This window comes from Bradyrhizobium sp. AUGA SZCCT0169 (assembly GCF_018130085.1).
GTDB lineage: Bacteria > Pseudomonadota > Alphaproteobacteria > Rhizobiales > Xanthobacteraceae > Bradyrhizobium.
The window spans coordinates 51,718-64,035 of the sequence record NZ_JAFCMC010000012.1 but is presented as its reverse complement, the minus strand read 5'-3'; the positions used below and the strand labels follow the sequence as shown (position 1 = coordinate 64,035).

Here is a 12,318-nt window from a genome sequence, read left to right as displayed (position 1 = left end):
AAAACATTCGACGCGCTCACGCATCGCGCTAGCCGCGCGATTGACTGCGTAACGCGGACAAGAAACTTGGGTTGGGAGTACGAATAATGGCGAACGATTTGCCCCCCGGTGCGATGCCGCCGCCCACGACCGGCGGTACGCCTCCCGTCGTAAACCCGCCGCCTCCGCCGCCCCCGCCCGGCCCCGGCACGCCCACCGGTCCCGGCACAGTTATCGTTGGCCCCGGCCCAGTGTTTTTGTGCGTGGGTAAAGCGTCATTCCGGGCGCGCGCAACGCGAACCCGGAATCTCGAGATTCCCCGGTGCGCAATTGCGCACCTGAGATCTGGTCCTCCGGACCATCCCGGAATGACAGCTTAATTTAGACGCCGTCCTCTCCCCGTCATTGCGAGCGCAGCGAAGCAATCCATGGCGCGCCAAGCCGAGGCGTGATTGCTTCGCTGCGCTCGCAATGACGATTGTGGAGATGGCAGCTGCGACAAATCAACCCGACGGGCAAATCAGTTCCGATTTACAGAAATCGTGTCAAGTAGAAAATTTCTGTAAATCAAAATATTTCTGTTGTCGTTTGACCCAAATCAGTGCGCATCTATCGCCATCCCGTCCCACTCAGAGGGCGTTGGCCATCGTCACAACGAGGGGCGGGTCGCGGTGGACGCCGAGGTTGCGATTGACGGTCGCGGCTGATGCATACGGCAAAAGCGTGTGGTCCTGGCGCCCGTAACGGCGTCAAGTCTTTCGGGAGCCAACGCTTCCGAGGGGCGACGGTGGCAATAGAGGCCGTCTCACCGGGGAGAGCGCGTCATAAGCCGTAAAGCCACTGCGCAGGGAATGTCGGATGTTCTCCGCTGCCCTGTATGCTCGTGTGCAGCTTTCTTTGCACTATTCGCACACGAGACCGCGGGTGCAGCGCGCATCCGGCATTCCCTGCGCCCTCTGGATTTGGGGGCGGAATTTACCTGCAAAGCTCGGGCGCAATGCGTCGCGAGAATGTGAAATTGCGTTTTGAATGATGGTGCAACAACAGTACCGCCGTCGTCCCGGGCTTTGGAGATCTGCGGCAACAACAACCGCCGCGGCGTATGGGTCCCGGCTCAAGGCCGGGACGACGATGCGAGACAGCACCACCTCCCCACCCGCATCATCTTCGGGCATGACGTCCGGAATTTCCTCCGCTAACCTCCCTGCCAACAAAACCAAAATGTCCGGGGAGGACAAGCGTGCATAGAGGGCGTGTGGTATTCGGCGCCATGGATGAGGTCGTGTTCGGACGGCCGGCATCCGAGGTGATCGTCGAGCAGATGGCCCGGCTCGGTGCGGTCAGGGCGTTCCTGATGGTCAGCGGCACGCTCAACCGCGAGACCGACGTGATCAGGAACATTCGCGACATGCTGGGGCCGCGCTGCGTCGGGACGTTCGACGCGATGCCCGCCCATACGCCGCGGGCGGCCGTGATAGCGGCCACCGAACAGGCGCGTGTCGCCAAGGCCGACCTCATCGTCACCATCGGCGGCGGCTCGATCACCGACGGCGCCAAGGCGGTGCAGCTCTGCCTCGCCAATGACATTACGACCGTCGAAGGCATCGACAAAATAAGGGCCGTTGCCGGCGCGCCGCCGCCGATGAACCCGCCGGCGGTGCGGCAGATCAGCGTGCCGACGACGATCGCCGGCGGCGAATTCACCGCCAACGCCGGCGTTACCAACGAGCGGACCAAGGTCAAGGAAGCGCTGCGCCATCGGCTGGTGATGCCGCGCGCCGTGATCCTCGATCCCGCGATCGGCCTGCACACGCCGGAATGGCTGTGGCTGTCGACCGGGATTCGCGCCGTCGACCACTGCGTCGAGGGCATTTGCGCGCGCGAAGCGCATCCCTATGCCGACGCGCAGGCGCTGAAGGGGCTTGCGCTGCTGGCGCAGGCGCTGCCGCGGGTGAAGGCCAATGGCCGCGATCTCGACGCGCGGATGGATTGCCAGATCGGCACCTGGCTCTCGACCGGCCCGCTGGCCGCGGGCGTGCCGATGGGCGCCAGCCACGGCATCGGCTATGTGCTCGGCGCCGAATTCGGCGTGCCGCACGGCCATACGTCGTGCGTGATGCTGCCGAGCGTGATGCGCTGGAACATATCTGTGAATGCCGAGCGCCAGGCGCTGGTATCAGCCGCGATGGGGTATCCGGGCAAGGACGCCAGCGAAGTGCTCGATAAATTCATTCGCGGCCTCGGCATGCCGCGCAGCCTGCGCGAGGTCAAAGTCGGGCCCGAGCATTTCGACCGCATCGCACAGCAGGCGATGGCGACACCCTGGGTGCCGCGCAATCCGCGCAAGATCGAAGGGCCGGCACAGGTCCGCGAAATTCTCGAACTGGCAGCCTAGGAGAACGAGACGGAATGTACACCGGCAAGCATGTAAAACTTCGCCCCCTGCAGCCCGCCTTCATCATGGCCGGCACCGGCGAGACCGTCACCTACCGCGAACTCGACGCGCGCTCCAACCGGCTGGCGCATCTGTTCCGGCAGCGTGGCCTGAAGCGGCTCGACCACTATTCGATCTTCATGGAGAACAACAGCCGCTATCTCGAAGCCTGCGGCGCCGGCGAGCGCTCCGGCCTCTATTATACCTGCGTGAACTCCTACCTCACCGCGAGCGAGCTTGCCTACATCCTGACCAACAGCCAGTCGCGCATCCTGATCACCTCTCGGGAAAAACTCGATGTCGCGCGCGAAGCCCTGAAGGAATGCCCGCAGGTGGAGCTTTGCATCGTTGCCGATGGCCAAGGAGAAAGTTGGCCCGAAAGCGACCGCATCGTCGGCCTGCAGCAAGTGACGGCTGATATGCCGCACACGCCGATACCGGATGAATGCGTCGGCACCGCGATGCTCTATTCCTCCGGCACCACCGGCCGGCCGAAGGGAATTCTGCGCCCGCTGCCGGAACTGCCGGCCGATCAGAATTTGCCGCTGTTCGATTTCCTGGTGAAGATCTGGCAATACCGCGAGGGCATGATCTATCTGTCGCCGGCGCCGCTCTACCACTCGGCGCCGCAGGCCGCCGTCAACCTGACGATCAAGATGGGCGGCACCGCCATCATCATGGAACGGTTCGATCCGGAACATTATCTCTCGCTGGTCCCTAAATGGGGCATCACGCACACCCAGCTGGTGCCGACGATGTTCTCGCGCATGCTCAAGCTGCCCGAGGAGACGCGTACGCGATACGATCTGTCGTCGCTCGAGATCGCGATCCATGCCGCAGCGCCCTGTCCGGCGGCGGTCAAGGACGACATCATCAAATGGTGGGGGCCGATCATCCACGAATATTACGGCGCCACCGAAGGGCTCGGCTTTACCTCCTGCAACAGCGAGGAGTGGCTGGCCCATCGCGGCACCGTGGGTAAGGTGCTGCTCGGCGATCTGCATATTCTCGACGAGAACATGCAGGCCGTTCCCGTCGGCACGCCGGGCACGGTGTGGTTCAAGACCGCCACCCCGTTCGAATATTTTTGCGATCCGGCCAAGACAAAGGAAGCTCGCTCGGCGGACGGCAGCATGAGTACGGTGGGCGATGTCGGTTATGTCGACAATGACGGCTTCCTCTATCTCACCGACCGCGCGACCTTCATGATCATCTCCGGCGGCGTCAACATCTACCCGCAGGAATGCGAGAATTTGCTGATCACTCATCCCAAGATCGCGGACGCCGCGGTGTTCGGCGTGCCCAATCCGGATCTGGGCGAGGAAGTAAAGGCGGTGGTGCAGCCGATGCCCGGGGTTTCGCCGGGGCCGGATCTCGCGGAGGAACTGATCGCGTTCTGCAGCCAGTCGCTGTCGCGCCAAAAAGTGCCGCGCTCGATCGATTTCGAGAAAGAGCTGCCGCGGCTGCCCACCGGCAAACTCTACAAGCGCCTGCTGCGCGACCGCTACTGGGGCAACAAGACCTCGCGGATCGTGTGAGCGGTGCTGATCGGCAAACGCGGGGCCGCGTTGATGCGAAATATGAGGGAGTGCTCGGGTGAGGCATTATGGCGCGATTATCTTGTGTGCGTCGCAACGACGGCGGCAATTGCTGACCCATTTCCGTGCAAATCGCCGCAAAAGTCGGGTCAGTTCCACCACACGGACTATTAGTTCGAATTGCCAACATCCGCCCGGACTTGGCCGGTTGCCCGGCAGGATGGTCATGCTATCGTCGGTGGTAATCGGCCATTGAGACCGAACATTCTCGGGAGGGGACACCATGCGGAGCGTGCGAACGCTTGCCGTCGCGGCGTTGTTATTGCTGCCGGCCTACCATGTTGCATCGGCAGGCGAGCCCAAGCAGGGCGGCATTCTCAAGGTCTATCACCGCGACAGCCCGGCCAGCGCCTCGATCCACGAGGAAGCGACCTATTCGGTCAACATTCCCTTCATGCCGGTTTTCAACAACCTCGTGATCTACAAGCAGGACGTCCCGCAGAACTCCATGGAATCGATCGTCCCGGATCTTGCGGAAAGCTGGGCCTGGAGCGGCGACAAGAAGAAGCTCACCTTCAAGCTGCGGCAGGGCGTCAAGTGGCACGACGGCAAGCCGTTCACCTCCGCGGACGTCAAATGCACCTTCGACATGCTGATGGGCAAGTCGCAGCAGAAGTTCCGCAAGAACCCGCGAAAATCCTGGTACGACGAGGTCGTCGACGTCACCACGTCAGGCGATTTCGAGGCGTCGTTCAACCTGAAACGGCCGCAGCCGGCGCTGCTGGCGCTGCTCGCCTCCGGCTATACACCGGTCTATCCGTGCCATGTTTCAGCGGGCGACATGCGCACCAAGCCAACCGGCACCGGTCCGTTCAAGTTCGTCGAGTTCAAGGCCAACGAATCGATCAAGCTGACGCGCAACCCGGATTACTGGAAGAAGGGCCTGCCGCATCTCGACGGCATCGAGTTCACCATCATCACCAACCGGTCGACGGCGATTCTCGGCTTTATTTCCGGCCAATTCGACATGACCTTCCCGACCGAGGTGTCGATCCCGTTGCTCAAGGACGTCAAGAAGCAGTCGCCGAACGCCGTGTGCGTCGTCGAGCCGATCAACGTCTCGACCAACATCATCGTCAACTCGTCCTCGCCGCCGTTTGACAGCCTGGATATCCGCCGCGCGATGGCGCTGGCGATCGACCGCAAGGCGTTCATCTCGATCCTGTTCGAGGGACAGGCGGATATCGGCGGCACCATGCTTCCCGCCCCGGGCGGGTTGTGGGCAATGCCGAAAGAGATGCTGGAGACGATCCCGGGCTACGGGCCCGACATCAACGCCAACCGGGAAGAAGCGCGCAAGCTGATGCAGAAGGCGGGCTTTGGGCCGGACAAGCGGCTCGCGGTCAAGGTCGCAACGCGCAATATTCCGATCTATCGCGACCCCGCCATCATCCTGATCGATCAGCTCAAGAGCATCTATATCGATGGCGAGCTTGACGTGGTCGAGACGGCGAACTGGTTCTCGAAAGTCGCGCGCAAGGATTATGCGCTCGGCCTCAATTTGACCGGCAATGCGGTCGACGATCCCGACCAGTCGTTCTACGAGAACTATTCCTGCGGCTCGGAGCGCAACTACACCAACTACTGCAACAAGGACATCGAAAAGCTGTTCGGCGAGCAATCCCAGGAAACCGACGTCGCCAAGCGCAAGAAAATCGTCTGGGAGATCGACAAGAAGCTGCAGGAAGACGTCGCCCGCCCGATCATCTACCACGGCCGCTCGGGTTCGTGCTGGCAGCCCTACGTCAAGGGCATCACCATCATGGTGAACAGCTCCTATAACGGCTATCGTTACGAGGATGTATGGATGGACAAGTAGCGTCCGCCATAACGTCGGCCGGCCAGGGAGAATAGCCAGGTGTTTGCTTATATCGTGCGACGCCTCGCGTTGATGTTCGTGACCCTGATCGGGATCTCGATCATCATCTTCGTGCTGCTGCGCGTCGTTCCCGGCAATATCGTCGACATCCTGTTCGACGCAGCCGGCTTTGTCGATCCCGCCGACAAGGCCAATCTGGAAAAGGAACTCGGTCTCAGCGACCCGATCGTGGTGCAGTATTTCCGCTGGATCGGCGGGTTGCTGCACGGCGATCTCGGCTATTCCTATGTGTCGGAAAAACCGGCGCTGCAGGAGATCCTGCCGCGAATTCCGATCACGGCGCGGCTGGCGGGCCTGGCACTGCTGTTCTCCGCAGCGATCGGCATTCCCCTCGGCGTCATCAGCGCCGTTCACCAGGGCACAAGGCTTGATTATGCCTTGCGTATCGTCAGCCTGAGCGGACTGTCGCTGCCCTCGTTCTGGCTCGGGCTGCTGATCCTGATGGCGTCGGTTTCGATGTTCGGAACCATGCCGATCTTCAACCCCAATCCGAAAACCTGGACCGAAGCGATCGCCATCTACGCCGTGCCGGCGATGGCGGTCGGCTTTCGCAGCGCCGCGCTGACGATGCGTATCACGCGCTCCTCGATGCTGGAAATCCTGCGCCAGGATTTCATCCGCACCGCGCGCGCCAAGGGCGCCTCGGAGAATTCGGTCAATTACCGCCATGCGCTGAAGAACGCCATCCTGCCCGTCATCACCGTGATCGGCATCGAGGCCGCTTTCCTGATCGGCGGGCTGATCGTCACCGAAACCGTGTTCAATATCCCGGGCATCGCCCGCTTCCTGGTCGAGGCGCTGCGCTGGCGCGACTACCCGATCGTGCAGAACCTCGTGATGCTGATCGCGGTCGTCGTGGTGTTCGCCAACTTCACCGTCGACTTGCTGTATGCCGCGATCGATCCGCGCATCCGCTACGGGGATTAGGAGATTCAGGTTTGGCTGTAGTCAATTACGATAGCGAACTGAAACGCGCCGGCGCCCATTCGACGCATGGCTGGCGCCGGCTGACGTTTCTCGCGCAACGCTACATGCTCGGCACCATCGGCCTCTTCATCATGATAATGTTCGTCTGGGTGGCGATATCGGCCGATCTGATCTGCCGCTTCAGTCCGCTCAGCGTCGATTCCACGCACCGGCTGGCGGCGCCCGATGCCGTGCATTGGCTGGGCACCGATTCATTCGGCCGCGATGTCTGGAGCCGGATCGTCCATGGCGCCCGGATTTCGCTCGCCGTCGGCATCGGCGCCACGCTGCTGGGCTCGACGCTCGGCGTCATCGTCGGCCTCGTCTCCGGCTATCTCTCGGGCTGGGTCGATTTGCTGTTCCAACGCGTGACCGACATCCTGCAGGCCCTGCCGCTGCTGGTGCTGGCGCTGGTAATGACAGCGGCCCTGGGGCCGTCGCTGCCGAACGTCATCATCGCGATCGCGATCCCGCTGATTCCGACGGTGGCCCGCGTGATCCGCGCCAACACGCTGGCCTTGCGCGAACTGCCGTTCGTCGAGGCCGCCAAGTCGATCGGCATGAGCGAAACGCGCATCGCTATCCGCCACGTACTGCCGAACACGCTGGCGCCGCTGATCGTGCTGGCGACCGCGCAGCTCGGTTCCACCATTCTCACCGAAGCCTCGCTGTCGTTTCTCGGCCTCGGCATTCCCGAGCCCTATCCGTCATGGGGCCGCATGCTGTCGGAATCGGCGGCGGAATATGTCCGCACCGCGCCGTGGCTGGTGATCTTCCCCGGCGTCGCGATCAGCCTTGCGGTGTTCGGCACTAATCTGTTCGGCGACGCGCTGCGCGATATCCTCGACCCGAGGCAGCGCGGCTGATGACGCTGGCACGAGCGGATGAGACGGTTCTCGATGTGAAGAACCTGCAGACGGTGTTCTTCACCAATTCGGGCCTGTTCCGGGCCGTCGACGACGTGTCATTCCACGTTCGCCGCGGCGAGACGCTAGCGATCGTCGGCGAATCCGGCTGCGGCAAGAGCGTCAGCGCGCTGTCGATCATGCGCCTGGTGCCGGACCCGCCGGGCCGGATCGTCGGCGGCTCGGTGACGCTCGAAGGCACTGATTTGCTCGGCATCGACGAAGCGGACATGCGCAAGATCCGCGGCAACCGGATGTCGATGATCTTCCAGGAGCCGATGACCTCGCTCAATCCAGTGATGCGGATCGGCGACCAGATCACCGAGGTGGTGCGCCTGCACCAGGACATGACGGCGAAGGAAGCGTGGGCGAAGGCGGTCGAGATGCTGCGCCTCGTCCGGATTCCCGAGCCGGAGCGGCGCGCGCAGGAATATCCGCACCAGCTCTCCGGCGGCATGCGCCAGCGCGCGATGATCGCGATGGCACTGGCGTGTCGCCCGGCGCTGTTGATCGCGGACGAGCCGACCACCGCGCTCGACGTCACGATCCAGGCGCAAATCCTCGCGCTGATCGTCGATCTGCAAAAGACGCTCGGCACCGGACTGATCCTGATCACCCACGATCTCGGCGTGGTCGCCCAGACCGCGCAGCGCGTGATCGTGATGTATGCCGGCAAGAAGGTCGAGGAGGCCACTGTCGAGGCGCTGTTCGAGAATCCACGGCATCCCTACACCCGCGGCCTGATGGCCTCGATGCCGGCGGTGATTTCGCTTGGCGCGAAAGAGGATGTCAGGTTGAACGAAATTCCCGGCATGGTGCCGTCGCTGACCAATTTGCCGCCGGGCTGCGCCTTTGCGCCGCGCTGTCCGTTCGCAATCGACCGCTGCCGCGCAGAATATCCGCCGCTCAAGGATTTCGGCGATAATCATTTTGCGGCGTGCTGGCGCGCGGCGGAAATGGTGGCCGCGATATGACCGACAGAGCGCCCCTCTTGGAGGTTACCGACCTCGTCAAACATTACCCGGTGCGCGGCGGCATCCTGCGCCGGCGCATCGGCACCGTGCATTCGGTCGACGGCGTCAGCTTCTCGGTCGGCAAGGGCGAGACGCTGGGGCTGGTCGGCGAGTCCGGCTGCGGCAAGTCGACGGTGGCGCGCAGCGTGTTGCGGCTGGTGGAACCGACCAGCGGCGCCATCAAGCTTAATGGCACCGACATCACCAACCTCAGCAAGACAGATCTGCGCCCGCATCGGCGCTCGATGCAGATCGTATTCCAGGATCCGTTCGCTTCGCTCAATCCGCGCATGACCGCCGGCGACATCGTCGGCGAGCCGCTCGGCGTCCACGGCCTCGCCACCGGCGCCAAGCAGCAGGAACGGGTCGCCGAACTGTTCGCCCAGGTCGGCCTGCGCGCGGACCAGATGAAGAACTATCCGCATCAGTTCTCCGGCGGACAGCGGCAGCGCATCTGCATCGCGCGAGCGTTATCATTGGGGCCGAGCCTGATCGTCTGCGACGAGCCGGTGTCCGCGCTCGACGTCTCGATCCAGGCGCAGGTGATCAATCTGTTGATCGACCTGCAACGCAAGAACAATTTTTCCTATTTGTTCATCGCTCATGACCTCGCCGTGGTCGCCCATATCAGCCACCGCGTCGCTGTGATGTATCTCGGGCGCATCGTCGAGATCGCCGACAAGACCGAGTTGTTCGCCAACCCGCGCCATCCCTATACGCAGGCGCTGCTGGCCTCGGTGCCGGTCGCCAACCCGAAGGCGAAGAAGCTCGCGCCCATGATCGACGGCGACGTGCCAAGCCCGATCAACCCGCCGTCGGGCTGCGCCTTCCACACCCGCTGCCGCTACGTGATGGACCGCTGCAAGGTCGAACGGCCGTCGCTGCTTGATGCCGGCGCGCGGCATGAGGTGGCGTGCTGGCTCAATGAGGGCACGGGGCGGGCGGAGTAGAATCTATCGTCGTCCGTACGAAGGCCCCTCTGCCGTCATTGCGAGCGAAGCGAAGCAATCCACGTCTCCGCTCGGAAACGATGGATTGCTTCGTAGCTTTCGCTCCCTTGCACAAGCGCTTCGCGTTTGTTGCAGTTAATGACGCGGCTAGAGAGTTACGTGGCCGCCACATCTCAGCTAATTCAACTTGCTCGATTGCGTTTCAGGGCGGGCGTTGAGCTGGGCCTGCAGCTGACTAATCAGCTTCTGCGTGTCCTCCTTCGAGAACATGTAGTGGAGCCAGCCGAATCGGGGATCCCGGATATGAAGAACGGTATTGCCCTGCATCAGCTCGGGCTCGGTGCGCCAAGCCGGATACGGCACAGCCTCGCACTTCTGGCCGGTCTGGTAAGTCGAGGGAGTTTCCGGCTTCATCCGGGCTCGAAACTCTCCAAGGTCCTGCATCATCCGGCCGGCACCGTCGGCATCCATTTTTATTGCAACTGGCGGGGTGGAAGGGAACGTGATCGTTACCGTCTTGAAGTCGTCGTCCAGTTTCCAGCTTACGCCGCTCATTAGCGTCTCCAATGCGTGACGATTTTGGGCAGCTTACGCTTGAAGCGCGGAAAATGCTCCACTATTGGAAGGTAAAATCAGGCCACCGCCTCGATCTCCACCACGATCTTCCCAGTCGTCACCTGCTCGCCCTCGGCGACATCGATGGCCGCGACTGTGCCCGCAACACCCGCGGTATGCACATGCTCCATCTTCATCGCTTCCAGCGTCATGACAGGCTGGCCGGCCGTGACCTGCTCGCCCGGCTTGACCAGCACGGCGACAACGCGGCCGTTCATCGCCGCCCTCACCTTGCCGTCGCCGCCGCTGGCCGCGGCTGACACCGGCGCGGCCAGCGTCAAATCGCGGACCGCAATCGTGGCACCGCGGTGCAGGAAATAGAGCCGATCCCGGTCACGCAGGAATCTGACGGACTCCGCAAGACCGTCGCGGCTGAAGCGGATGGTGTCGCCGTCGACGGCGTGAACTTCGATTCGATAGAGCGTGTTGTTGAGCCCGCGATAGCTGCCGTCACGCTCGCGCACGATCTCGATCTCATGGACCGCGCCGCCGATCTCGACACGAACGGGAACCGGGAACGCCGCCGCCAACGAACGTCCGGGCTTCCACTTCGGCGCCGAGGGATCGGTGACATACAACAGCAACGCCGCAAGCTCGGCATCCGAAGCTGCATCCTTGCGCGGCGCCAGCAATTCATCGCGGTGGCTGCCGATGAACGCCGTGGTCGCCTCGCCCGCGGCAAAACCGGGATGGCGCAGGCATGAAATCAGAAAGCCCTGATTGGTGGTGACGCCGAATGCAGCCACCTGCTCCAGACCGACGATCAGCTTGCCCCGGGCTTCATCGCGGGTGGCGCCATGGCTGATGATCTTCGCGATCATCGAATCGTAGAACGGCGGAATCTCGGAACCGGATTGCAGCGCATGTTCGACCCGGATACCGTCCGGCATCTGCCACAACGCCATCGTGCCGGATTGCGGCATGAAATCGTGGCCGGCATCTTCCGAACACAGCCGCACCTCGATGGCATGGCCGGAGAATTTGATGTCTTCCTGCACCAGCCCGAGCGGCTCGCCACTGGCGACGCGCAGTTGCAGTTCGACCAGATCGAGGCCCGTGATCGCTTCGGTGACGGGATGCTCGACCTGCAGCCGCGTGTTCATTTCCATGAAATAGAACTCGCCGCTGCCATCGAGCAGGAATTCCAGTGTGCCGGCGCCCTCATAGCCGATCGCCTTGACGGCTGACACTGCAACCGCGCCCATCCGCGCCCGCAGCTTCGGCGACACCGCCGGCGACGGCGCCTCCTCGATCAGCTTCTGGTGCCGCCGCTGCACCGAGCAATCGCGCTCGCCGAGATGGACGGCATTGCGGTAACGATCGCCGAACACCTGGATTTCGATATGGCGGGGATTGACGATGGCGCGTTCCAAAATGACCGTGGGATCGCCGAACGCGCCCTGCGCCTCCGACCGTGCGCTGCGCAGTGCATCCGGAAATGCCGCGGCGTCGGCCACGAGCCGCATGCCGCGCCCGCCGCCGCCCGCCACCGCCTTGATCATCACGGGAAAGCCGATCTTCCTGGCTTCCGCCAGCATCACGGCGTCGCTCTGATCCGCGCCCTGATAGCCGGGCACGCAGGGCACGCCGGCCTTTTCCATGATCTCCTTGGCGCCGGCCTTGTTGCCCATCGCCCGGATCGCTTCCGGCGACGGTCCGATGAACACCAGCCCAGCGTCGCGGCAGGCTTGCACAAAATCTTCGTTTTCGGCGAGGAAGCCGTAGCCAGGATGCACCGCCGTGGCGCCGCTGGCTTTGGCCGCCGCAATGATCTCCTCAATGCGCAAATAGGATTGCGCCGGCAGCGCCTCACCGATCCGCACGGCTTGATCCGCTTCGCGGACATGCAGCGCGTCGCGGTCGGCATCCGAATAGACCGCAACCACGCCATAGCCGAGGCGGCGCGCGGTGCGCATGATGCGCAGCGCGATCTCGCCGCGGTTGGCGATCAGGATTTTGAAGAAAGGCGTCGGCTTCAT

Annotated in this window: 9 protein-coding genes; 7 read left to right on the top strand and 2 right to left on the bottom strand. The window is 63.0% G+C overall.

What is annotated here, in order from left to right; genetic code table 11:
- Positions 1–1,219 precede the first annotated feature (1,219 nt).
- The 7 genes from JQ609_RS16085 (at position 1,220) to JQ609_RS16055 (ending at position 9,724) form a co-directional block, all read left to right on the top strand.
- Positions 1,220–2,374, top strand: a complete 1,155-nt coding sequence (locus JQ609_RS16085; protein WP_212274135.1) for an iron-containing alcohol dehydrogenase — start codon at positions 1,220–1,222, stop codon at positions 2,372–2,374.
- 14 nt (positions 2,375–2,388) lie between these two features.
- Positions 2,389–3,951: an AMP-binding protein gene (locus JQ609_RS16080; protein ID WP_212274134.1), complete on the top strand. Its 1,563-nt coding sequence runs from the start codon at positions 2,389–2,391 to the stop codon at positions 3,949–3,951.
- A gap of 283 nt (positions 3,952–4,234) precedes the next feature.
- A complete protein-coding gene (locus tag JQ609_RS16075) occupies positions 4,235–5,830 on the top strand; it encodes an ABC transporter substrate-binding protein (RefSeq protein WP_212274133.1) in 1,596 nt (531 codons plus the stop codon).
- Between the two features lie 39 nt (positions 5,831–5,869).
- Complete coding sequence (locus JQ609_RS35785) at positions 5,870–6,817, top strand: ABC transporter permease (RefSeq protein ID WP_212000847.1); 948 nt, start codon at positions 5,870–5,872, stop codon at positions 6,815–6,817.
- Between the two features lie 11 nt (positions 6,818–6,828).
- Positions 6,829–7,722 (top strand): ABC transporter permease, encoded by an 894-nt coding sequence (locus tag JQ609_RS16065; RefSeq protein ID WP_212213301.1) that lies wholly within the window; start codon positions 6,829–6,831, stop codon positions 7,720–7,722.
- Entirely contained in the window at positions 7,722–8,735 is a 1,014-nt protein-coding gene (locus JQ609_RS16060) for an ABC transporter ATP-binding protein (RefSeq protein WP_212274132.1), read from the top strand. Before JQ609_RS16065 ends, JQ609_RS16060 begins: the two co-directional genes overlap by 1 nt.
- On the top strand, positions 8,732–9,724 hold the full coding sequence (locus JQ609_RS16055) for an ABC transporter ATP-binding protein (RefSeq protein WP_212213305.1): 993 nt from the start codon (positions 8,732–8,734) through the stop codon (positions 9,722–9,724). Before JQ609_RS16060 ends, JQ609_RS16055 begins: the two co-directional genes overlap by 4 nt.
- Before the next feature lie 177 nt (positions 9,725–9,901).
- On the opposite strand, the gene JQ609_RS16050 is transcribed toward JQ609_RS16055, so the two are convergent.
- Together JQ609_RS16050 and JQ609_RS16045 are read right to left on the bottom strand one after the other, a co-directional pair.
- Positions 9,902–10,279, bottom strand: a complete 378-nt coding sequence (locus JQ609_RS16050) for a hypothetical protein (RefSeq protein WP_212274131.1) — start codon at positions 10,277–10,279, stop codon at positions 9,902–9,904.
- A 77-nt stretch (positions 10,280–10,356) separates the two neighbouring features.
- Complete coding sequence (locus JQ609_RS16045; protein WP_212274130.1) at positions 10,357–12,318, bottom strand: acetyl-CoA carboxylase biotin carboxylase subunit; 1,962 nt, start codon at positions 12,316–12,318, stop codon at positions 10,357–10,359.

What these genes read in the sequence shown, in the direction of transcription:
- JQ609_RS16080 (WP_212274134.1), top strand. Translation starts at nt 2,389, where the DNA reads ATGTACACCGGCAAGCATGTAAAACTTCGCCCCCTGCAGCCCGCCTTC.
- JQ609_RS16075 (WP_212274133.1), top strand. Translation starts at nt 4,235, where the DNA reads ATGCGGAGCGTGCGAACGCTTGCCGTCGCGGCGTTGTTATTGCTGCCG.
- JQ609_RS16060 (WP_212274132.1), top strand. Translation starts at nt 7,722, where the DNA reads ATGACGCTGGCACGAGCGGATGAGACGGTTCTCGATGTGAAGAACCTG.
- JQ609_RS16055 (WP_212213305.1), top strand. Translation starts at nt 8,732, where the DNA reads ATGACCGACAGAGCGCCCCTCTTGGAGGTTACCGACCTCGTCAAACAT.
- JQ609_RS16050 (WP_212274131.1), bottom strand. Translation starts at nt 10,279, where the DNA reads ATGAGCGGCGTAAGCTGGAAACTGGACGACGACTTCAAGACGGTAACG.
- JQ609_RS16045 (WP_212274130.1), bottom strand. Translation starts at nt 12,318, where the DNA reads ATGAAGCCGACGCCTTTCTTCAAAATCCTGATCGCCAACCGCGGCGAG.